Consider the following 21043-nt stretch of genomic DNA (forward strand, 5'->3'; position numbering starts at 1 on the left):
CATCTCCCTGAGGTAAATCGGCAGGATCGCGGCCGTGGGCCGATCCGTGGCGACGTCCTTGTCGCTCCGGCGGCGCCTCGCGGCCCGGGCGGCAGCCTCGACCTCGGCCTGGGCCTCCGCGACCTCCTCCGGAGTCACCTCGTCGTACTCCATCGCCTCGTCCAGAATCGCCTTTCTCGACATCGGCTTCCCCCTCCCTTCCCCTTCGTCGCTCTGAGCGGTCTCTCCGGTCTCTTGATGAATCGAAGCGCCACCCTCGTTGGAATCTGCTTCAGGGCGGCCCAGGGAGAGGAAACTCACCGCGGTTCTTGCCGACCGCCGATCATCAGATGAAAGATCCGGGCCAGCTCGGCCGACGCGGTCGCGAGGATCCACGATCTGCAAATGGGTTGATACGGCAGCACTTCCATGAAGGCAGCCCGCGAGGTCCCACTGCGATCGCCGGTCGGGCTCGAAGTTTGGCGGTTCAATTTGACGCAGTTAGGAGGATCAACTCCGAAATGCGCCTCTTTGGCGCAGTGCGGGTCGAACGACCCTCGGGATTGCGGTGCGGGCCTGCTGTGATAACGTTCGCACCGGTCGCGCGCACGAAGGGGAGCTCGATGCGGAATGTCCGCGTGGCCCTGGCCCAGATCGCCCCCCGGCTGGGGGAGGTCGAGGCGAATCTCGCGTTCCACCTCGAGAGGGTCGCGGAAGCACGTCGGGCAGGGGCCGACCTGGTGGTCTTCCCGGAGCTCTCACTCACGGGATACCTGCTGCGAGACCAGGTGCCGGAAGTCGCCTTGCGAGTCGACACGGCACGCTTCCGCAAGCTCGAGCGGGCGTCTCGTGACGTCGATGTGATGCTCGGATTCGTGGAGGAGACCCACGATCATCGCTACCACAACGCGACCGCGTACCTGAGCCGCGGCCGCCTCGTGCACCTGCATCGGAAGGTCTACTTGCCGACTTACGGCATGTTCGAGGAGGGGCGGGACTTCGCGGCGGGCGACCGGCTTCGCGCGTTCGACGCCCCTTTCGGACGGGCGGCCATGCTGATCTGCGAGGATTGCTGGCACCCCGCCTGTGCGTGGATCCTGGCCCAACAGGGCATGGACGTCCTCCTCGCGGCCAGCAGCGGCCCGACCCGGGGGGCCCGCCCCGGCCGCGGCATCACGAGCGTCGCGGTCTGGCACGATCTCCTTCGCGTCACCGCCGAATTCGAGACGGCGTTCGTCGTGTACGTGAACCGGGTGGGCTACGAGGACGGTCTGAACTTCGGCGGGGGCTCCCTCGCCATCGATCCCTTTGGCCGCGTGCTCGCCGCGCTGCCGCCGCTCGAGCCCGCGCTCGAGGTGGTGGAGCTCGATGCCGGGGTGTTGAGGCGCGCCCGAATCGCCTATCCCCTGCTCCGCGACGAGAACCTGGAGCTCGCGGCCCGCGAGATCGAGCGGATACGGCGGCTGCGCTACGAGCTCCCGGACGCGAAGGACGACGACGCGGTTGGTCCGGAACGGACATGAAGCGATCCCGTCGAGCGCCCGCCGAGTCCTCGGCTCGCGGGGTCGAGCCGGATCTCGCTCTGGACCCCGGGCTCACGGTGAGCATCCTGACCGGGTTCATTCGGACGGAGCTGCTCCGAACCCGGAGACCGAAAGTCGTGCTGGGCCTTTCGGGCGGCATCGACTCCGCGGTCGCCGCGTACCTCGCGACCCGCGCCCTCGGGCCGGCCTCGGTCGTCGCGCTCGTGCTCCCGTACCGGTCCAGCAGCCCCGGCTCGGTACGCGACGCGGAGAGCGTCATCGGCGCGCTGGGGATCCTCGCCGAGAAGTTCGACATCTCGCTCCTGGTGGACGGTTTCGATCGGGCGTGCGGAAAGGTGGACCGGCTGCGCCTCGGCAACGTAATGGCCCGAGCCCGAATGATGGTCCTCTACGACCGCTCGGAGCAACATCGGGCCCTCGTGCTCGGAACGAGCAACAAGACGGAGCTGCTGCTCGGGTACGGGACGCTCTGGGGCGACCTGGCATCGGCGTTGAACCCGTTGGGCGACCTGTACAAGACACAGGTCCGGGCGATCGCCGAGTACCTTCGCGTGCCGGCGGCGATCCGGCGGAAGCCCCCTTCCGCCGATCTCTGGCCGCGGCAATCGGACGAGGCCGACCTCGGGTTTTCCTACGAGCGGGTGGACCGATTGCTCGCCCTGCTCGTCGACGCCCGCCTCGACCGGGAGGCGGCGGTCGCGGCGGGATTCGAGCGCGAGCTGGTGGATCGGGTGGCGCGGCTCGTCGTCCGCTCGCAGTTCAAGCGGCGCCCGCCGATCATCGCCAAGGTCTCGACCCGGACGGTCGGGTGGGACTTCCGCTACCCGAGGGATTGGAAGAGCTGACGGCGACGGACGAGCTCTAGGACTTCGGAGCCGCCGGCAACGGCACCTTCGCCGCGGGATGGGCCTTCTTCGCGATTTCGTGGCAGGTGCGGCAGGCCTTCTGTGCCCACGTGAACTGGTCGAACGCCTTGTCCATCTCCTCGGCGGCCGCGAACTCCCGGGCGAGATCCACCGTCTTGTGGAAGGCCTCGTCGTAGACGACCACGTCCTCCGACCACGCCGAGACGTCGTCGCGGCGGAGCCGGCGGCAACCCGCAGCGATCCGATCCAGCGCCTCGCGTACCGCCCTCGCATCCGAGCGCAGGAACGCGAGCGTGGCATCCACGACCCCGCGCTCGAGCGCGGCGCCGGCGGAGTGGATCGGCGCCGGTCGGTCAGCGGGGGGCTCGGTGCCGGTCGGCGGCGTTCCGGGCGGAGCTGCGCCCAAGAGGAGCGCCGTCGCGACGATCATCCCGACCCGGGCCGGCGGTCTCCTGTGCATTCCGCTCCTCCTCGAGACGCTCGCGTCGCGGCATCGTCCCCACGCGACATCCTACCCGCGCCGCCGCCGGCGGTCGAGCCTGACGATGGAGGCCCGCTACCGCGCATCCCGGTGCTAGGATTCTGTCCGTGGCCGGGACGCTCTTCGTCGTCGCGACGCCCCTCGGCAACCTCGAGGATCTCTCGCCGCGGGCCGAGCGGACCCTCAGGGAATCGGCGCTGGTCGCCTGTGAGGACACCCGCCGGACCGCGAAGCTCCTGGCGAGATTCGGGATCGAAGTGCGGATGATCTCCTGCCATCGATTCAACGAGCATTCCAGGCTCGAGCCGGTTCTGGGCGTCCTGCGGGAGGGCGGCGACGTCTCCCTGGTCTCGGACGGAGGGACGCCGGGGGTGTCCGACCCGGGTTCCCTCCTGGTGCGCGCCGCGCGGGAGGAGGGGCTCCGGGTCTCGCCGGTTCCCGGTCCCACTGCCGTCGCGGCGCTGCTGTCGGCCAGCGGTCTCACGGCGGACCGCTTCGTGTTCGACGGTTTCCTGCCGCACCGTGCCGGCGAGCGACGCCGGCGCCTCGCCGAACTCGCCCGGGAGCCCCGCACCGTGGTGGTGTTCGAGGCCCCCCATCGGATCCGCCAGGCGCTCCGCGATGCCCATGAGATCCTCGAGCGGCGCCCGATGATCCTGGGGCGCGAGCTGACCAAGATGCACGAGACGCTGATCCCGGGGGCCGCGCAGGACATCCTCGATGCCCTCGGCGACGGCGAGATTCGCGGCGAGATCGCGCTGGCGATCGAGGGGGCCCGCGAGGGAGACGCTCCGTCCCCCCGCGCGGCGGCTCCCCTCGCGTCGGCATGGCGCGCGGCGCTCGAAGCCGCGGGCGGCGACCGGCGGGCTGCGGTCAAGGCGGCCGCGAAGACGCTGGGGATGCCCCGCGACGAGCTGGTTCGCAGGCTCGCGGAGATCGGCGAGGGCTGACCCGAAGACGTCGCGGGCTACGGGATCACGGGAAGGACGCGCCGCTCGTCGCGCGGCCCCGGGTCCTCGGGCGGGGACGCCGAGGCGGAGTCCGCGTCCCCTCCCCTTCGGCGCGGATCCTGTCGAGGCTCGTACTCGAACCGGAGACAGCACATCAATCGCCCGCACATTCCCGATATCTTGGCGGGATTCAGCGACAGCCCCTGGACCTTCGCCATCTTGATCGACACCGGGTCGAAGCCGCGGATCCAATCGGCGCAGCACAGGACGCGCCCGCAGAGGCCGCAGCCGCCGTGCATTCCAGCGTCGTCCCTCGCGCCGATCTGCCTCAGCTCGACCCGGGCGTGGAATTTCCCGGTGAGGTCCCGCACCAGCTCGCGGAAGTCCACGCGCCCCTCGGCTGTGAAGTAGAACGTCATCTTCTTGCCGTCGAGCTGACGCTCCACGCGCCCGAGCTTCATCGGAAGTCGATGCTCCTCGATCCGCGCGATGCAGTACTCCCGCCCTTCGCGCTCCAGCACCACCTTGTGCGCGTAGGCTTCCTCGTCCTCCTGGGTCGCGCGGCGGCGCACGTTCGGAAGCGGGCGCTCGGGCTCGCCCGCCCGCTCGTAACGGAAGCCAAGCTGGGCGACGATCCCGAACTCGGGTCCGCGGTCGGTCTCGGCGATGCAGGATTCTCCTACCCCGAGATCGAATCCCGACGGGTCGCACGTGACGCAGCGCCCGGCGGGCGGGAACCGAACGACCACGATCTCCATCGGGACCCTCATCCCTCGGGCAACCCGCCCCCGGCCGGTGACGTCCGGAGGCACGAGGAGGTTTCGGCGGGGGCCTGCGCCCCCATGGCCGCCGCGTTCAATATATCACCTGTACGGTGCTGCTATACTCACCCGCACCGCGGGACCGCACCGGAGGGGAGTTTTGGCCAGGAAGGTCAGGGATCGCGCGGAGAATCCGATCCTGGCGACGAACCGCGCGGCGTCCCACGAGTACCACCTGCTCGAGCGCATCGAGGCGGGGATCGCTCTCACGGGGACCGAGGTCAAGTCCGCGCGCGACGGCCGGGTGAGCCTGAAGGAGGCCTACGCGAAGATCGAGCGAGGCGAAGCGTTCCTCCACGACGCTCATTTCAGCCCGTACGCCCAGGGGGGGCGGGACAACCCCGACCCCGTGAGACCCCGGAAGCTCCTGCTCCACAGCGGCGAGCTCCGCAAGCTCGCGCGCGCCACCGAGGCCGGCGGCATGACGCTCGTGCCGACGAAGCTCTACCTCAAGGGGGGGAAGATCAAGCTGGAGATCGCCCTGGCTCGGGGGAAGAAGACCTACGACAAGCGCGCCGCGAGCCGGCGGGACGAAGCGGAGCGGGAGATGGCGCGGCTCAGGGGGCAAATGAGGGAGTGAGCGGCGCTCAGGGGCCGGAAGGCCGGTCGCGTTTGCGGATCAGCTGCTTGATCTCGGCGTTGTTCCCGAGCCCTTCGGCCTGGCACAGGACGGCCGCGTTCGCGCCGGCCAGGTCGGGGATCTCGAGCGTCGCGGCGACGCGGCCGTCGGGGCCGGTGGTCCCCGAAAAGAGCTCGTTCGGGCGCTCCCGACTCGTGATGAGCTTCACCGTGACCCTGGCTCCAGCGATCGGCCGCTCGGATTCGTCGCCGAGGACGCGGAGCACGAGCGTGGGGCGGGTGTCCTCCTCGAACGCCTGCCGGTCCTCCATCTCGAGTCGGATCCGCTCGTTCCCGATGGCTTTCGAGAGGTAGTCGAGGACCACCTCGTCGAGGCTCCGGTTCGTGATGATGTTGTAGCCGAACGGCTTCGGCCCCTCGGGATCGAATCTCCCGCTCATCACCTCGCGGATAACCGCCTGGTGCTGGCCTTCCATCCGGCGCTGAACTTCGATCTCCGAGGGCCCGTCGGCGCCCGCGAGGTCCGCGTAGGAGCTCCGCCTCGAGCCCACGATCTCCCCGCCCGTGTACACGAGGCTCTCCACCAGCGGGTTCTTGAGCCCCTTGTCCTCGGTCTGAACGTGGAAGACCCGACCGTCGTACTCGACGTCCGTGTTGAATCCCGTGAGCATGGCGGGGCTAGGTTACGCGATCGGGGGCCGGCCCTGCAACGCCGCCCCGGAGCTTCAGACCCCACGCCATCCCGTGGCGAACCCGGGCCCACCGATCCCGTATAATCGCCATACGGTGGCGGTCGCTTTCAGACCGCAGGGAGGAGCGTGCATGGAGCCAGCGATTGTCCTGCACGGCGTGACGAAGACGTTCGGTGACTTCCGCGCCGTCGACGGAATCGACCTCGAGGTGCCCCAGGGGGAGGTCTTCGGCCTCCTCGGACCGAACGGCGCCGGGAAGACCACCTCGATCCGCATGATCATGGACATCATTCGGCCCGACGCGGGCGAGGTCCGAATTCTCGGCCAGAGCCTCGCCGACGGCACCAAGGACCGGATCGGCTATCTCCCGGAGGAGCGCGGCCTCTACCGGAAGATGAAGCTGGGGGACATGCTGGAGTTCCAGGGCGCCATCAAGGGCATGGCGCCGGCGGCGGCGCGAAAGGCCGGGCTCGCTTGGCTGGACCGGCTGGAGCTCGGCGGCTGGAAAGACAAGAAGGTCGAGGAGCTGTCCAAGGGGATGCAGCAGAAGGCGCAGTTCGTGGCGGCGGTGATGGCGAAGCCCGATCTCTTGATCCTGGACGAGCCGTTTTCGGGGATGGACCCGGTGAACCAGGACCTGTTCAAGGACGTGATCGTCGAGCTGAACCGCGCGGGGACCACGATCCTGTTCTCGACGCACCAGATGGACACCGCCGAGAGGCTGTGCAAGCGGATCGCCCTGATCAACCGCGGGAAGGTCGCGCTCACGGGCGTCCTGAGCGAGGTCAAGGCCGGGTTCGGGAAGAACTCGGTGCTGATGGACTTCGAGGGAGACGGCTCGTTCCTCGGATCGGTCGCAGGCGTCGCCAGCGTGGACGATTACGGGCAGTACCAGGAGATCCGTCTCGCCGCGGGCGCGGACCCGCAGGACCTCCTCAAGGCGTCGGTGGGACGCCTCAGGATTCGGAGGTTCGAGATCGTGTCCCCCACCCTTCACAACATCTTCATCGAGCTCGTCGGCGGGGGAGAGGCCCATGCATAAGATCCTCATGGTCATAAGGCGCGAGTACCTGGAGCGGGTGAAGAAGAAGTCGTTTTGGATCGGCACGGCGGTGTTCCCGCTCCTCATGATCGTGATGTTCGGCATCCAGTTCGCGGTGATGTTCGTCACCCCCGCCGAACAGAAGAACATCGCGTTCGTGGACGCCACCGGCCGCCTTCTCGCCGCGACCGCCCAGGGGCTCGACGACAAGCTCAAGGATGGGCGACGCGAATTCGTCCTCGTGCCCGAACCGGTACGCGGGAGCCTCGACGAGACCCGGCGCTCGCTCGAGCCGAAGGTGGTCGCGGGGAAGCTCTCCGGGATCCTGACCGTGGCGGAGGACATCGACTCGAAGGAGGCCTTTAGGTTCTACGCGAAGAACGTCGGCAACGTGATGGCCACCGAGCGGATCGAGAAGGCGCTCAAGAACGCGGTGGTGGGCTTGCGGCTCGAGAAGAGCAACCTCGGCCTCGACCGGAAGACCCTCGACGCGATCATGAAGCCGATCGACCTGGGCACGTTCCAGGTCTCGGCCGGCGGCGAGTCGAAGAAGAAGGGGTTCCTCCAGACCTGGCTGGGGACCTTCGCCTTCGTCATGGTCCTCTACATGTCGCTCCTCCTCTACGGCATCGCCGTCATGCGCGGGATCCTCGAGGAGAAATCGAGCCGCGTCATGGAGGTGCTCCTCGGGTCGCTCACCCCCGACCAGCTCATGACCGGGAAGATCGTCGGGATCGGCCTCGTGGGACTGACCCAGATGGCGATCTACGTCGTCACCGCCGGGGCGCTGCGCGCCTACTTCGCCGCCCAGCAGGTGGCGGCCGACTGGACCTCCGCCCTCGACGCGTTCTCGCCGTTCAAGCTCGTCGGGTTCGTCGTCTTCTACGTCCTCGGCTACTTCATGTACACGGCGCTGTTCGCCGCCATCGGGGCCGTCTGCAACTCGGAGCAGGAGGCGCAGAACCTCACGACCCCCGTGACCATGTGCCTGGTCATCCCGATGCTGGCGGCGTTCTTCTTCGTGAACAACCCCGACTCCACCGTGGCCGTGGTCGTCTCGATGATCCCGATCTTCACGCCGATGGTCATGTACATGCGGATCAGCGTGCTCACGCCTCCGCTGTGGCAGATCCTCCTATCCATCGTCCTGATGCTCGGGGCGATCTGGCTTCTGTTCAAGGGGACCGCGAAGATCTTCCGGATCGGCGTGCTCATGTACGGCAAGCGGCCGACCGTCCCGGAGATCCTGAGGTGGGCGCGGAGCTAGCGGCCGGCGGCTCCTGACTCGGGGGGGAACGCCATCCCCATCACCTTGTACGCGAGCCGCGCGGCCGTGAAATCCGCGTGGTGCAAGCCTGGGGCGGGCGCCAGCTCCACGAGGTCGCACGCCACGACCCGGGCCCGCCGGAACAGCTCGTAGAGGAATCGCAGCGTCGGCCACCAGGCGCCGCCTCCGGGCTCGGGCGTCCCGGTCGCGGGGATCACCGACGGGTCGAAGTAGTCGAGGTCGATCGTGAGGTAGACCGGCTTCCCGTCGAGCCCGTTAAGGACCCGGGCCTGCCAGCCGTCCCGCTCCATCTCCCACGCGTGGACCACCGCATAGCCGGGAATCCCTGCGCGGATCCGCTCCGCCTCCTCGATCGAGTAGTTCCGGATCCCGACGGCGCGAATCGGGGCGAGGTCGAGGCACCGCGCCATGGCGGAGGCGTGGCTCCACGGCTTTCCCTCGTAGGACTCGCGCAGGTCGGCGTGGGCATCGAGCTGGACGAGATGAAGCCCGGGATTGCGCGCGGCCGCCGCGCAGACCGCCCCGGGGGTGATCGAGTGCTCGCCGCCGAGCATCACGACCCACTTCCCGGCAGCCATCAGCTCGCCGACGCGCGACGCGACCGCGTCTACCACCTTCTCCGTCGGGCCGTCGGGAATCGGGAGCATCGGGTCGGTGAATATCCCCGCGCGGAACGGCTCGGTGCACGTCTGCTCGTCGTACAGCTCGACTTGGGTGGAGGCCCTGAGGATCGCCTCGGGGCCGCGGGACGTCCCCGATCCCCAGGAGACCGTCCCCTCGTAGGGCACGGGCAGGACGACCACCCGAGCGCCGTCGAACGACGACCGCGCCTCCTCGCCGCCGAACGGCGGGATCTCTCCCCTCCCCTCGCCCATGTTCGGTTCTCCTGGCCCGCCTCTACCTGGCGGGCTTGCGCGCCTCCGCCAGCAACAGAAGCCGGTAGCTGACGACTCCGATCACGAGCATCCCCAGCACGAGGGCCGGGTAGGCGATCTTCCAGTGGGACGAGCCGGTCATCATGGTCCACTCGGACATGCCGCCGATGCCCGCCAGGAGCGTCAGCGGCATGAAGACCGTGGTGATCAGCGTGAGGCGCCTTACGGACGCGTTGGTCCGGTTGGCGACCCGCGCCATCCGGTTGTTCACCATGGACAGGTAGATCTCCATCAGGCTCGTGATCATCTCCCGGCAGATCTCCACGATCTCGAAGTACTTCGTCAGGTGATCGTAGACGTCTCGAAAGTGGTAGATGGACCGGTCGGAGACGTACGGAGAGTCGCGACGGCAGATCTTGACCAGGATCTCCCGCTCGTGGAAGAGGCTCTTGCGCAGCGTCAGCAGCTCCCGGCGCAGGCGCATCAGCAGATCCGGGCTGAAGTTGTAAGGGCTCCTCAGGATCTCCTCCTCCGCGCCGTCGATGGCATCCTGCACCGACTCGATGGCCGCGAGCTTCGCGTCCACCACGTGGTCCAGGACGACGTACAGGAGCACGTCGGGCCCCTGCCCGATCGCGGCCGGGTCCTTCGCGGCGACTTCCTCCACCCGTTCGCGCAGCTTCAGGGGGCCGCCCTGGTGCCCGCTGACCGTGACGACGAAGTCTTTCCCGAGGATCAAGTCGACTTCCTGCTGGACGAGCACCCCGTCCTGCTTACGGTGGCCGTTCACGAGGATGAACGTGTTGGTCGGGAACTCCTCGTACTTGGGCACCTGGTTCTCGTCGAGGCAATCGTCCACGGACAGCGGATGCACTCCCAACCGACCGACGAGAGGGACGAGGTCCTCCCGGGACGGGTCGAAGAAGTCGAGCCAGGCATAGCCTCCGGTCCGGACGCCGCTCAGAAGCTCGTCCAGCGTGGCGACCTGCGTCAGCGTTCCGTCCGGGCCGACGTGGACGAACCGTGGGTCGGACATGTCTCCCCTCCCTTGCCGGGTTCCGCCTCATACTAACCGGCCTCGTCCCACGGTCAATGCGATCCGGAGCGCGAATACGTCGTGAGCGGGAGGGATCGTGGAGGGGAGGAGCGAAAGGCGCCTCGTGGCGAATCAGGCGGCGGGCCGGAGCCGCCTCCTCGAAAGTACCCCGGCCCGCGCCCGGCGGTGACCTACCGCCGCCACCGGGGGTCCCGGACCCGGCGCCGGCGGCCGGGAGCAGCGCCCCCTCCGCGCCCGGAAACGACCGCAACTCCCGGGCCAGCATCGCGGGGCACGACAACTCCAAGGGAGCGCGGTGCTTCCCGGAGCGCAACACGGTCGAGCCTGGCCGCGCGTCCGCGGGCGGACGCCCGCGGACACGTTCGCGGCCGATCCCGAACGTCCGTCGGATCAGACCGCAGGCGCGGAAGGCGGCGGTCCGTACCCGTCTTCCGCGATCGGAGGCGCCGACGCGGACGGGGGAACCCGGAATACCGCGCCGCCGATCAGACCGCCGAGCGTCGAGAAGACCGCTGCCACCAGGACCATCACGAAGAAGCCGATCACGAACGAGCCGACGGTCGGGATCGCCTCCGAAGCCTGCCGCAGCGCCTGCTCGAGCATGTCGCGGTTCTCGGCGGGAAGGCTCGGGAGGCTTCGGATCAAGGAGAGCATGGCGCGGGCGGTGGGATCGCCGGCGAAGAGATGGATCATCGTCTCGAGCAGGCTCTCGGTCACGGCGTAGAACGCGCCCGACACGAGGCCCACCATCGCTCCGGTTCCCGGACGGAACTCGATCAAGCTCCGTCGGCACTCGCCGGCGTAGAGCCACGAAGCGAAGAACCCGCAACCGAGCACGAGCGAGCAGCACGCGCAGTTGAGCAGGTTCAGGAACGGGACGCTCGCGACCGCCCCGAACAGGATACCGGCGGTCAGCGTGGGCCGGAGAAGATCGGGAGAGTTCTCGTCCATCGACTTCCTCCGAGGTCGGCAAGCCCGGCGGCCAGATAGAGGCCCGCGACGAAGCCCGCGGGAAGGGAGAGCAGCAGGCGCGGGACGTTCGGTAGGCCGGCGCCGAAGACCTGTCCCGCCATGACGTCGAGCGCCGTCGGCATCGCTGCCAGCGCGAGCCATCGGAGGCCGGGTGGCACCTGCGCCGCCCTCCGGGCGAGCGACGCGAGGAGCAGGCCCAGCGTGCCGCCCAGGTACAACCCCGCGCAGCGCGCGCAGACCGCGACGGGGTGTCCCGCCCACGGCAGGGAGCGGGACGGCATCTGGTGGCAGAGCGGGTGGTAAGCGGCCCGCAGCACGGATCCGCCGGGGAGCCCCGCCGCGTCGATCGCGGCGGGCAGAACCGCGCCGGCGACGAACACGACCGCCCCGGCGGCCCCGAGACGGACCGCCCACCGCCCGTTCGCCGGGCCCTCCGCCTCTGTCGCGCGACCGGTGCCGGGAATCACGCCCCCCTCCGAGAGACGGAAGATTCTACTACCGCGGGCCGCGCCTTTCCCCCTGCTAGAATGCCCCCGCCATGAAAGAACCTTCGCCAGCGAGGCCCGCGAGAGCGTCCGCGGTCCGGTCGAGCCCGGGCCAGGCGTCGCTCTTCGACGACCCGGGTGCGGAGCGGCTTCCGCTCTCCTCCGCGCCGGCGTCCTCCGTCGCGAGCGTCGCGGAGCCCCGCGGCCCATCCCCCGCGCCGGAGCTGGCGGTCGCGCCGGCTTCCGAAGCGCCCGGCCGCGCCCGGCCGCGTGCGGGCCGCGGAGCGGGACGGCGCGAGGACGCGGTCTCCATGGCCACACGACAGCGCGAGATCTCGATCTCGGAGTTCTTCACCAAGAACCGCCACCTCCTCGGATTCGACAATCCGCAGAAGGCCCTCCTCACCGCGGTCAAGGAGGCCGTGGACAACTCCCTCGACGCCTGCGAGGAGGCCGGCATCCTGCCGGAGCTCACGATCGAGATCGCCGAGATCGCCGAGAACCGCTACCGGATCGCCGTGGAGGACAACGGCCCGGGGATCGTCCGTCCACAGATCCCCAAGATCTTCGGGAAGCTCCTCTACGGCTCCAAGTTCCACCGCCTGAAGCAGCAGCGCGGCCAGCAGGGGATCGGGATCTCGGCGGCCGGGATGTACGGCCAGATCACCACCGGCCGGCCGGTGAGGATCCTGTCGCGCATCGGGCCGAAGAAGCCCGCGCATCTCTTCGAGATCGCCATCGACACCCAGAAGAACGCTCCCGTGGTCCTCAAGGACGAGGAGACCGAGTGGGACCGGCCCCACGGCACGCGAGTGGAGATCGAGCTCGAGGCGATCTACAAGAAGGGGCGCCGGTCGGTGGACGACTACGTCGAGCAGACCGTGCTCGCGAACCCTCATGCCGCGGTCCGGTACGCGACGCCCAGGGAGGAGCCCCGAATCTTCCAGCGCGTGGCGTCGGAGCTGCCGCGCGAGTCCCTGGAGATCAAGCCGCACCCCTACGGGGTCGAGCTGGGCATCCTGATCCAGATGCTGAAGGACACCCGAGCGAGGAACCTCAGGACGGCGCTCCGGACGGACTTCTCGCGGGTGAGCGACGCCGTCGCCGGCGAGATCTGCCGGGTGGCCGGTCTGTCCCCCGACGTGCGACCGCACCGCCTGAGCGCAGGACAGATCGAGCTCCTGTTCCACGCGATCCCCAAGGTCAGGATCATGGCCCCGCCGACCGCCTGCCTGTCGCCGATCGGCGAGGATCTGCTCTCCCGCGGCCTCGAGGCGAGGGTAAAGGCGGACTTCGCCACGGCGGTCACCCGTCCTCCCGCCGTTTACCGGGGCAACCCGTTCCAGGTCGAGGTGGGGCTCGCGTACGGGGGAGACCGGCCGGCCGAGGAGCCGGTCGAGCTGTACCGGTTCGCGAACCGCGTGCCGCTGCAGTACCAGCAGTCGGCGTGCGCGATCACGAAGGCGGCGCTGTCGGTGGACTGGAAGAGCTACGGGCTGCAGCAGGCCCGCGGCGCGCTCCCCGTGGGGCCGGCCGTGCTGTTCGTCCACATCGCGTCGGCGTGGGTCCCGTTCACCTCCGAGTCCAAGGAGGCGGTCGCGTCCTACCCCGAGATCGTGAAGGAGATAAGACTCGCTTTGATGGAGGCGGGGAGGCGACTGGGCGGGTTCGTGAGGCACCGACGCAGGGCGGCCGACGAGGCACAGAAGCGCTCCTACATCGAGAAGTACATTCCGCACATCGGCGATGCGCTCAAGCAGATCCTCGGCCTCTCCGACGCCAAGCGGGACCGGACGGTGGAGGACCTCAAGTTCATCCTCGAGCGGAGCCGGAAGGTCTGACCCCTCGCGGCGTCAGGACTGCAATGCCGGGCGATCCCGGCGAGCGGACTCGACGGCGAGCCAGCCCGCCGAGACGAGCACGACGACGACCACTAGCGCCCCCTGGAGCCGGTACGCCCCCGAACGCTCCGTCAGGAGCTGGATCCCGGCGGCGCCGCCTCGCCCGAACCAGACGCACCAGACCCATGCCAGCGGATTGTCCCTGAGGAAGCACAGGACGAGGCCGAGCACCAGGGCGGACACGACGATGAGCGAGAGCGCTCCCAGGGCGTACTCCGGTGCGGTCCGGGCGGGCCCGGGAAGGAACGAGAGGACGAAGAAGCATGCGAGAAGCACCCGCGCGATCGGGCGCTTGAAGGACCGCGAGAGGACGCCGGCGGCGATGGCGGCGATCGCCGGAACGAAGACCGCCACGGACAACGTGTTGAGGAGCGAGAAGAGGAACGGGGCTTTCGACTCGATCCCCGTCGGTCCGGTGATGCCGGAGACGAGCCGCCCGGCGGGGATCGCGGCCTGCAGGAGACGGAGGAGCGCCGGCGCGCCGAGCGCGAAGCCCAGGGCGACGAAGCCGGCGAGGAGCGCGTCGCGCCCGAAGGCTCGAAGGTTCTGGCGCCGCAGCATGGACGCGGCCTGCGAGTAGAGCGAGCCCGCGAATCCCGCCACGATCGTCCCGGCAAAGAAGAACACGACGGTCCCGAGGAGCACGCTCACGAGGATCACGATCAGGTAGCCGCCCGCCGGGATCGAGGTGTCGTAACGGGACCAGAAGGTGTCGAGGGAGAGGCCCATCCGCGCCAGCGTGGCCGCCGCCGCGACGCCGCCCGCCGCGAAGGCGAATCTCCACGGGATCACCCCCGCTCGAATCCTCGAGATCAGGAGCAGAAGCGCGAGGACGCCCAGGAGGCCGAAGAACGGGAGCGCGAGCCACCGGAAGACGACGGTGATCGCGGTCTGCCTCTCGCGATCGCGACGCCACTCTTCAGGGATCTTGGCCGTCCTCCCCCACGAGCCGACGACGTCGCCCTGCACGACGACCTCGTGCCGGGCGCTGGCCTTGCCCGCGCCGGATTCCGGGAACTCCCAGACGAGCGTGTGGTCCCGGCGCGCCTTCTCGTCCTTCTCCGACTGCTCCTTGATCTCGCCCGCGGCGGGATCGATTCCGTGGGACACGAGGAACGCGCGCGCCACCTCGAGCGCCCGCTCCTTGGAGAGCGAGGCACCGGGCGCGCTCTCGAGCAGGGTCCGCTCGAAGCCGACGACGTCCCCGGTCGCGACGCTCACCGAGACCCCGTACTCCTGCTTCTGACCGGGCACGAAGAAGCGCACCCGCCAGAGAGGGGTCGGCACCATCGACGCGTAGAGCCTGTTCGCCGCGTCGAGACCGCCGGACTTCAGCAGGTACGACGCCGCGGTCGGGTCGGTCCGGTCCAGAAGCGCGACCGCGGTCCGGTACGAGGCGACGTCGAACCCGCTCGACCTGAGAAAGGCCGACGCCGCGTCCAGGGCCTGCCCACGGGTCGCGCGGAACTCGATCCCGTCGCCGAAGTACGCCACGGGGACGGCGGGGAGCGCCGCGAGGATCACCGCGACGACGAGCCCCCACAGGATCCGCCGACGCGGAAGCGGGCGATACGCGACGGCCGGCGCCGGTCCCGCCGCGGCGGCCTCCTGCGGCTCGGCCGGGGGCGGGACCCCCTCGTCGGCGTTCGAGTCCTCGGCGGGGCGGAAGCCTCCCCTGAAGAGATAGGCGGCGGCGGCGGCGAGGAGTAGGAGGACGAAGATCCCCGCGGAGAGGCTGCCGGAGATCCGGTAGTAGAGGTTGGGCGAACGAATGAGCACGAAGGCCGTGTAGAGGGCGTCCACCGAAAAGTGGCAGATCACGACCGACGCGATGCCGAAGCGGAGCATGACGAGCCCGAACACGATCCCGGCGATCCCGACCTCGAGCCCGCGGATCCAGAACGGCTGGTTCGGGTAGGCGGCGTGGCCGAATCCCCAGATGAACGCGGCGATCACGATCGCCGCCGCGGTGCTCCTCAGGATCCTCTCGAAGAAGGGAATCGAGAACATCCGCGAGATGAACTCCTCGGAGATCGCCGGGAGGAAGCCGAAGAACAGGACGTACACCCAGGGGAAAGACGTCGACAGGAGGTCCGAGTAGGCCACGTCCCGCGGCGCCCAGGCGCCGCAGCGGTTCGCGATCAGGTAGAAGACGTTCTCGTAGGCGAAGAAGAAGCAGGTGAGCGTGACGCCCACGAGGGACGCGAGGAAGAACTCCCGCGTGCGGAGCGCCCGCGGCCGAAGCAGCGAGGTCAGTGAGAGGAATCTCGGGAAGCGCTCTCGATACAGGGGCTCCGCGGACGCGGCCACGAGGAAGATCAGGAGCCCCGCCCCCAGGCCGGCCCCGAAGGCGCGAAGCACGCCCCCGAGCACGAAGCCGCCGAACGACGTCGTGGTGTCGTAGGCGTAGAATGCCGAGGGAAGCTGGTTGAGCTGCGAGACGCTCAGGAGGACGAAGATCAGCCCGCCGAGCAGGCCCGCCGCCCTCCAGCGGACATCCCCCCGGCGGATCCTGCGGACCAGGAGCACCAGCATCGCGAGACCGGTCAGGAGGAGCAGGACCGAATCGATCTGGCCCGCGATCTCGTTCTTCGATCGGAGCTTCGCGTAGTCCCGTATCCAGGTGTCCGGGACCTTGAGGAACTCGGCGTAGCTCGCGACACCGGAGCCGGCGATCCCGACCTCCACCCGATAATCCGCGCCGTGGACCTCGCTTCCCTTCACCTTCCACGTGAACGAGTGGTCGGTCCGGTGGGGGCGCTTCTCGAGGGAGCCTTCGACGAAGGACAGCCTATCGATCGGGCGGCCGACGGTCTCCGCGAGGAACGTCTCTGCGGCCTTCCGTGCCGCCTCGACCGGGAGATCCGCTCCGGCGACGTCTTCCGCGAGGAGGTGCCGGAACCCCACGACCTCGCCCTTCGTCGTGACCTCGACCGACGCCTCTTCCTTCTGGAGCGGCCGGAACCAGCGGTGCTTCCAGCGCCAGAGACGCACCGTCGTCGCCAGGAGCCGGTTCGACTCCTCGACCCCGAGCTCGCGCTCCAGGAAGGTCTTCTGCTGATCGTCGAACCCGAACACGGCGGCGTGACGGTACCCGGACGTCGCGACGCCCATCCGTCCGAGGAAGGACGTCGCGACCGGGCGCGAGCTCTCCTTCGTCACCCGGAATTCGATCGAGGCCTCGGGGAACGCCAGGAAGTAGTACCGTATTCCGACGACGAGGCTGACCGCGCCGATCACGACGCAGGCGACGATGAGTCTGAGGTCGCGGCGGTCGAGCTTCTCGAGGTTCATGGAACGCCCCCTTGCGAACGCGGTCGCCGGTCGCGGCGTCGATCGTCCCAGGCCGTCCATCGTAACCCGGAAGCCGTACGAACCGGGCAAGGTCCGCCCGGAGGGGCGGTGCCCGGGCTCATTCCGCCGCGATCTCCTCCCACCGGGCGTAGAGCGCGTCGAGTCGCTCCTGTGCATCCTGGCGCTCGCGCCCGACCTCCCGGGCCCGGCGCGCGTCCCTCAGAACCGTCGGGTCCGCCTGGAGCGCCGCCAGCTCGCGAACCCGCTCCTCGAGCGTCGCGATCTCCGCCTCGATCGGGGCCAGGCGCCGTTCAGCGGCCCGGCGCTCCCGGTACCGCTGGTTGCGCTCCTCCGCTTGCCGGCGCTTCGCCTCCCGGCCCAGCTGCCGCGCCGGCGCGGCCTCGTCGGCAGAAGGCTCGACCGCCTCGCGCGGTGATGCGGCCGCGAGGCTCCGGCCGCGCTCCACGAACGTGTCGTAGTCTCCCGGGTAGAGGTCGATCCTGCCGCCGCCGACCTCGGCGATCGAGGTGGCGATCCGGTTGATGAAGTACCGGTCGTGGGAGATCACCACGAGCGTCCCCCCGTACTCGTCCAACGCGTCCTCGAGGACCTCGCGGCTCCTGAGATCCAGGTGGTTCGTCGGCTCGTCGAGGAGCAGCAGGTTGGCGGGACGCACGAGCATCCGCGCCAGGGCGAGCCGCGCCTTCTCCCCGCCGGAGAGCACCGCGACCCTCTTGTCCACGTCCTCGCCCGAGAAGAGGAAGCAGCCCAGGAGCGAGCGGAGGCGGGTGATCATTCCCGGATCGGCGGCCTTCTCCATCTCCTCGAGGACCGTGCTCCTCGGGTCGAGGGCGTCGAGCTGGTGCTGGGCGTAGTACTTCGCGATCACGTGGTGCCCGAGGTCGAGACGCCCCTCGTCGGGCAGGAGGCGTCCGGCGAGGAGCTTGAGGAGCGTGGACTTGCCGGCGCCGTTGGGCCCCACCAGGGCCACCCGGTCGCCGCGCCGCAGCAGGAGGTCCGCATCGCGATAGACCACCGTCTCGCCGAACGCCTTGGAGAACCGCTCGCCGCGCACCACGTCGTCCCCGGAGCGGGGCGCCGGCGGGAAGTCGAAGCGGATCCCGCGCCTGCGGCTCGGCGCCTCGATCCGCTCGACCTTCTCGAGGGCTCGGAGGCGGGACTGGACCTGCCGCGCTTTCGTCGCCTTGTAGCGGAAGCGCTCGACGAACCGCTCGACCCGGGCAATCTCCCGTGCCTGCTGCCGGGCCGCCTCCTCGAGAGCGACTTCCCGCGCTTCGCGCTCGGCGAGGTACTCGTCGTAGTTCCCCGGATAGACGGCGAGACGGCCCCGCTCCAGCTCCACGATCCCCTTCACCATCCGGTTCAGGAAGTAGCGGTCGTGGGAGACCACGACGAACGCCCCCTCGAACGACGACAGGAACTCCTCGAGCCAGCCGATCGCCTCGAGATCGAGGTGGTTCGTCGGCTCATCGAGGAGCAGGAGGTCGGGCGAGCCGAGGAGGAGCCGGGCCAGGACCACCCGCATCCGCCACCCTCCCGACAACTCGGAGAGCGGACCGTGGAACCGCCCCTCGGGGACGCCGAGACCGCTCAGGATCGCCTTGGCGCGCGCCTCGACTCCGTCGCCCCCGAGCGCCTCGAAGCGATGCCGCGCGGCGCCGTACGCCGCGGCCACGGCCTGAAGCTCCGCGTCGACGGGTCCGAGATCGGCCATCCTCCGCTCGAGCCTCTCGAGTTCCTCTTCGAGCCGCCGGAGCTCGCCGAACCCGTCGAGCACCACGGAGAGCACGCTCCCTTCCGCGACGGTTTCCACCTCCTGGGGCAGGTAGCCGATCCTTAGCGCGGACGGGCGGCTCACTTCTCCCGCGTCGGGAGCGTCGAGGCCGGCGAGAATGCGCAGTACGGTGGTCTTCCCCGCTCCGTTGGGACCGACGAGTCCGAGGCGGGCGCCGCGCGGGATCATCCACGAGAGGCCGTCGAAGAGGATCTGGGCCCCGAACCGGCGGCGGACCCTGTCGAGTCGGATCATGCGGGAAGGGGCCCTTCCCCGGCCAAGGGGGACCTGACAGCGCGGGGCCGGCCCGCTATTGTAGAGGAGCGGTGCCTCGCCTCTCCAGGATAACGCCTCGACGAATGGAGGATGCGAGATGGGCCGAGCGCGCCCGGGAGTCCGTCGCCTCGTCGCTCGCGTCGCCGCCGCGACGCTCTTCGCCGCCCTGGCTGCGGGCTGCGCGGCCCGCCGAGGGGTCGGGGAGACTCCCCCGCTCCCGCCTGCGCAACCCCGCCCGGTGAAGGTCGCGCTGGTGCTGGGAGGGGGCGGAGCGAGGGGATTCGCCCAGGTCGGGGTGATCCGGGTGCTCGAGCAGGAGAAGATCCCGGTGGACCTCATCGTCGGGGCGAGTGCCGGGAGCCTCATCGGGGCGCTCTACGCCGACGCTCGCGACTCCTTCGAGCTGGAAGCGGTCGCCTGGCAGGTGGAGAAGGACGACATCTTCGATTGGTCCCTGCTCGGCTCGACTCGGGGTCCGGTGACGGGGAAGGCGCTCGAGGAGTTTGTCGCGCGGCACGTCAAGGCGCCCTCCATCGAGCTGCTGAAGGTTCCGTTCGTCGCGGTAGCGACCGACCTCAAGACCGGCGAGGAGGTCGTGCTGGACCGTGGCCCGGTCGGTCCGGCGATCCATGCGTCCAGCGCGATCCCGGGCGTTTTCCGCCCGGTCTCGCTCGGCGGCCGGACACTGGTGGACGCCGGGGTGGTGGACCCGATCCCCGTCTCCGTGGCTCGGGCACGGGGTGCCGACGTGGTGATCGCGGTGGACATCGGCCTGGAGCTCGCCGCGGACGAGCCCGGCAATTTCGCGTCGATCTCGCTCCGATGCATCGCCCTCCTCGGAAGGGAGTTGGCGCGGCTCAAGGCGAGAGACGCCGACGTGGTGATCTTGCCGAAGGTCGGGGAGACGAGTTCGTTCGACTTCTCCCGGAAGAAGGAGCTGATGGCGGCCGGAGTCGCGGCCGCCCGCGAGGCGATCCCCGGGATCCGGGCCGCGATTGAGCGGGCCTCGACCCGCCCCGATCCCGTGCCGGCTCACGGCCCGTAGCGAAAGACGCTGGCGATCCGCTCGTTCCTTTGGTCCGGGCGAGGTCGGGGCATTATATTCGCTCCGCGCGACGGTGAGGGAGGGGGAGGGGCCGGCTCGCATGAACGCATCCGGCAGGCTCGCGATGCTCCTGGCTGCGCTCGTCGCGGTCGCGGGGAGCCCGGCGGAGGGCTCGACGCGCCGCTACGCCCTCGACATCCAGGAGGGCAGCGACTCCGCGTTCGAGGTCGGTTTCGACGCCCCGTTCCCCGGGACGCTCGTGATCGGCGCGGAGTGGGAGGGATCCCGGGTCGTGTCGTTCCGTCTCGACCGCGCGGAGAAGCCCTCCGTCGTGGACCGCCGCTCGGGTCCCTCGCCGCAGCGGATGCAGGTGTTGCTGACCCGCGATCTCCTCGCCTCCGGAAAGGGGTTCAAGCTCGCGATCCGCGCGTTGCCCGGAAGAGGCTTCGCCAAGGGAACGCTGACCATCGAGCTGCCGGACGCCCCCGAGGTGGTGGAGGAGCGCCGCAAAGCCGCCGAGCCCCCTCCTCCCCCGCCCCCGCTACCCGACCCGTGGACGCTCAAGGCGAAGGTCCCGCCGAGCGGCGGCCCGGCGGTCGGTTCCCTGTTCGCGGCGGTGGAGCGCTACCGGGAGCTCGTGATCGGGCTCGACGGACAGACGGTTCCCGACGCGTGCGGGTGGCGCACGGAGTTCCTGCGTCGCGTCACCGTCTGGAGGGACGATGTCGCGTTGGGCGGCCCGGGACCGACCGCGCCGGATCGGCGGTTCCTCCAGCGCCTCACGGCGACCACGAGGGATGTGGACGACCTGCGAAGCTCCCGGGATCCGATCCTCGCGGGTCCCGCTCCCGAGGACTCCTTGAGGAAGCGCGCTTGGATCCAGGTTCGCAAGGAGCGGATTACGCGAGCGCGAGGCGCGCGTCGCCGAGCGCAAGGTATTTCGGGAAGCGCTCGGCTTCGCTGCCCTCGCCCGGGAGCAGATCCGACAACGGCCATTCGAGCGCGTGCCGCTGCTCGGGCGAGCACTGCTTGAACCACGCATCGAGCCCCTGCGCGGTGCAGATCTCGGCCGGCAGGCGGTCGAGGTACCAGCGCGCCTGC

The 21043-nt window shown here is 69.6% G+C and carries 20 protein-coding genes; 8 read left to right on the forward strand and 12 right to left on the reverse strand.

All coding sequences use genetic code 11. The features are described 5' to 3' along the window. Positions 1-183: hypothetical protein (locus tag LAO51_14815; protein MBZ5640016.1), on the reverse strand; the 183-nt coding region annotated here is incomplete at its 3' end. Between the two features lie 419 nt (positions 184-602). Between LAO51_14815 and LAO51_14820 the strand changes: the two genes are divergently transcribed. Together LAO51_14820 and LAO51_14825 are read left to right on the forward strand one after the other, a co-directional pair. Continuing rightward, complete coding sequence (locus LAO51_14820; protein ID MBZ5640017.1) at positions 603-1502, forward strand: hypothetical protein; 900 nt, start codon at positions 603-605, stop codon at positions 1500-1502. After that, positions 1499-2368, forward strand: coding sequence for an NAD+ synthase (locus LAO51_14825; GenBank protein ID MBZ5640018.1), 870 nt, complete (start codon positions 1499-1501; stop codon positions 2366-2368). Before LAO51_14820 ends, LAO51_14825 begins: the two co-directional genes overlap by 4 nt. 16 nt (positions 2369-2384) lie before the next feature. Here the strand turns inward: LAO51_14825 and LAO51_14830 are convergent, their stop codons facing one another. Next, a complete protein-coding gene (locus LAO51_14830; GenBank protein MBZ5640019.1) occupies positions 2385-2849 on the reverse strand; it encodes a hypothetical protein in 465 nt (154 codons plus the stop codon). A 119-nt stretch (positions 2850-2968) separates the two neighbouring features. On the opposite strand from LAO51_14830, the gene rsmI reads away from it, so the two are divergent. Next, positions 2969-3820 (forward strand): 16S rRNA (cytidine(1402)-2'-O)-methyltransferase, encoded by an 852-nt coding sequence (rsmI, locus tag LAO51_14835; protein MBZ5640020.1) that lies wholly within the window; start codon positions 2969-2971, stop codon positions 3818-3820. A gap of 17 nt (positions 3821-3837) precedes the next feature. Here rsmI and LAO51_14840 read toward each other — a convergent pair whose 3' ends face one another. Beyond that, the gene (locus LAO51_14840; GenBank protein ID MBZ5640021.1) at positions 3838-4578 is read right to left on the reverse strand and encodes a hypothetical protein; all 741 of its coding nucleotides are present in this window, start codon (positions 4576-4578) and stop codon (positions 3838-3840) included. Here LAO51_14840 and smpB point away from each other — a divergent pair. Next, on the forward strand, positions 4487-5221 hold the full coding sequence (gene smpB / locus LAO51_14845) for an SsrA-binding protein SmpB (protein ID MBZ5640022.1): 735 nt from the start codon (positions 4487-4489) through the stop codon (positions 5219-5221). The genes LAO51_14840 and smpB overlap by 92 nt on opposite strands. 7 nt (positions 5222-5228) lie before the next feature. Here the strand turns inward: smpB and LAO51_14850 are convergent, their stop codons facing one another. Continuing rightward, positions 5229-5891, reverse strand: coding sequence for a hypothetical protein (locus LAO51_14850; protein ID MBZ5640023.1), 663 nt, complete (start codon positions 5889-5891; stop codon positions 5229-5231). Positions 5892-6042: 151 nt separating this feature from the next. Here LAO51_14850 and LAO51_14855 point away from each other — a divergent pair, with 151 nt between their 5' ends. Further along, positions 6043-6954, forward strand: coding sequence for an ATP-binding cassette domain-containing protein (locus LAO51_14855; GenBank protein ID MBZ5640024.1), 912 nt, complete (start codon positions 6043-6045; stop codon positions 6952-6954). Continuing rightward, the gene (locus LAO51_14860; GenBank protein MBZ5640025.1) at positions 6947-8221 is read left to right on the forward strand and encodes an ABC transporter permease; all 1275 of its coding nucleotides are present in this window, start codon (positions 6947-6949) and stop codon (positions 8219-8221) included. Before LAO51_14855 ends, LAO51_14860 begins: the two co-directional genes overlap by 8 nt. Here the strand turns inward: LAO51_14860 and speB are convergent. From speB to LAO51_14880, 4 genes are all read right to left on the reverse strand, one after another. After that, on the reverse strand, positions 8218-9117 hold the full coding sequence (gene speB, locus LAO51_14865) for an agmatinase (GenBank protein ID MBZ5640026.1): 900 nt from the start codon (positions 9115-9117) through the stop codon (positions 8218-8220). The two genes, LAO51_14860 and speB, sit on opposite strands and share 4 nt — an antisense overlap. A 22-nt stretch (positions 9118-9139) precedes the next feature. Continuing rightward, positions 9140-10153 (reverse strand): magnesium transporter CorA family protein, encoded by a 1014-nt coding sequence (locus LAO51_14870; GenBank protein ID MBZ5640027.1) that lies wholly within the window; start codon positions 10151-10153, stop codon positions 9140-9142. 411 nt (positions 10154-10564) lie between these two features. After that, on the reverse strand, positions 10565-11125 hold the full coding sequence (locus LAO51_14875) for a hypothetical protein (GenBank protein MBZ5640028.1): 561 nt from the start codon (positions 11123-11125) through the stop codon (positions 10565-10567). Then, positions 11086-11613 (reverse strand): DUF2085 domain-containing protein, encoded by a 528-nt coding sequence (locus LAO51_14880; protein MBZ5640029.1) that lies wholly within the window; start codon positions 11611-11613, stop codon positions 11086-11088. Before LAO51_14880 ends, LAO51_14875 begins: the two co-directional genes overlap by 40 nt. A gap of 329 nt (positions 11614-11942) precedes the next feature. Between LAO51_14880 and LAO51_14885 the strand changes: the two genes are divergently transcribed. Then, positions 11943-13472 carry a DNA topoisomerase VI subunit B gene (locus LAO51_14885; GenBank protein ID MBZ5640030.1) on the forward strand — a complete coding sequence of 510 codons (1530 nt, stop codon included), beginning with the start codon at positions 11943-11945 and terminating at the stop codon, positions 13470-13472. Positions 13473-13484: 12 nt separating this feature from the next. On the opposite strand, the gene LAO51_14890 is transcribed toward LAO51_14885, so the two are convergent. Both LAO51_14890 and LAO51_14895 read right to left on the reverse strand, forming a co-directional pair. Next, positions 13485-16826 carry a CPBP family intramembrane metalloprotease gene (locus LAO51_14890; GenBank protein MBZ5640031.1) on the reverse strand — a complete coding sequence of 1114 codons (3342 nt, stop codon included), beginning with the start codon at positions 16824-16826 and terminating at the stop codon, positions 13485-13487. 118 nt (positions 16827-16944) lie between these two features. Further along, positions 16945-18876, reverse strand: a complete 1932-nt coding sequence (locus LAO51_14895) for an ABC-F family ATP-binding cassette domain-containing protein (GenBank protein ID MBZ5640032.1) — start codon at positions 18874-18876, stop codon at positions 16945-16947. A 118-nt stretch (positions 18877-18994) separates the two neighbouring features. Between LAO51_14895 and LAO51_14900 the strand changes: the two genes are divergently transcribed. Further along, a complete protein-coding gene (locus LAO51_14900; protein MBZ5640033.1) occupies positions 18995-19942 on the forward strand; it encodes a patatin-like phospholipase family protein in 948 nt (315 codons plus the stop codon). A 183-nt stretch (positions 19943-20125) separates the two neighbouring features. Here the strand turns inward: LAO51_14900 and LAO51_14905 are convergent, their stop codons facing one another. Further along, positions 20126-20452 carry a hypothetical protein gene (locus LAO51_14905; protein MBZ5640034.1) on the reverse strand — a complete coding sequence of 109 codons (327 nt, stop codon included), beginning with the start codon at positions 20450-20452 and terminating at the stop codon, positions 20126-20128. Positions 20453-20841: 389 nt separating this feature from the next. Beyond that, on the reverse strand, positions 20842-21043 hold a 202-nt coding region (locus LAO51_14910), incomplete at its 5' end, for a DUF3418 domain-containing protein (protein MBZ5640035.1).

The sequence above is a fragment of the Terriglobia bacterium genome (assembly GCA_020073205.1).
Lineage (GTDB): Bacteria > Acidobacteriota > Polarisedimenticolia > Polarisedimenticolales > JAIQFR01 > JAIQFR01.

What these genes read in the sequence shown, in the direction of transcription:
- LAO51_14825 (MBZ5640018.1), top strand. Translation starts at nt 1,499, where the DNA reads ATGAAGCGATCCCGTCGAGCGCCCGCCGAGTCCTCGGCTCGCGGGGTC.
- LAO51_14855 (MBZ5640024.1), top strand. Translation starts at nt 6,043, where the DNA reads ATGGAGCCAGCGATTGTCCTGCACGGCGTGACGAAGACGTTCGGTGAC.
- LAO51_14860 (MBZ5640025.1), top strand. Translation starts at nt 6,947, where the DNA reads ATGCATAAGATCCTCATGGTCATAAGGCGCGAGTACCTGGAGCGGGTG.
- LAO51_14820 (MBZ5640017.1), top strand. Translation starts at nt 603, where the DNA reads ATGCGGAATGTCCGCGTGGCCCTGGCCCAGATCGCCCCCCGGCTGGGG.
- smpB (MBZ5640022.1), top strand. Translation starts at nt 4,487, where the DNA reads ATGCAGGATTCTCCTACCCCGAGATCGAATCCCGACGGGTCGCACGTG.
- LAO51_14830 (MBZ5640019.1), bottom strand. Translation starts at nt 2,849, where the DNA reads ATGCACAGGAGACCGCCGGCCCGGGTCGGGATGATCGTCGCGACGGCG.
- LAO51_14890 (MBZ5640031.1), bottom strand. Translation starts at nt 16,826, where the DNA reads ATGAACCTCGAGAAGCTCGACCGCCGCGACCTCAGACTCATCGTCGCC.
- LAO51_14870 (MBZ5640027.1), bottom strand. Translation starts at nt 10,153, where the DNA reads ATGTCCGACCCACGGTTCGTCCACGTCGGCCCGGACGGAACGCTGACG.
- LAO51_14850 (MBZ5640023.1), bottom strand. Translation starts at nt 5,891, where the DNA reads ATGCTCACGGGATTCAACACGGACGTCGAGTACGACGGTCGGGTCTTC.
- LAO51_14840 (MBZ5640021.1), bottom strand. Translation starts at nt 4,578, where the DNA reads ATGGAGATCGTGGTCGTTCGGTTCCCGCCCGCCGGGCGCTGCGTCACG.
- LAO51_14875 (MBZ5640028.1), bottom strand. Translation starts at nt 11,125, where the DNA reads ATGGACGAGAACTCTCCCGATCTTCTCCGGCCCACGCTGACCGCCGGT.
- LAO51_14900 (MBZ5640033.1), top strand. Translation starts at nt 18,995, where the DNA reads ATGGGCCGAGCGCGCCCGGGAGTCCGTCGCCTCGTCGCTCGCGTCGCC.
- LAO51_14895 (MBZ5640032.1), bottom strand. Translation starts at nt 18,876, where the DNA reads ATGATCCGACTCGACAGGGTCCGCCGCCGGTTCGGGGCCCAGATCCTC.
- LAO51_14885 (MBZ5640030.1), top strand. Translation starts at nt 11,943, where the DNA reads ATGGCCACACGACAGCGCGAGATCTCGATCTCGGAGTTCTTCACCAAG.
- speB (MBZ5640026.1), bottom strand. Translation starts at nt 9,117, where the DNA reads ATGGGCGAGGGGAGGGGAGAGATCCCGCCGTTCGGCGGCGAGGAGGCG.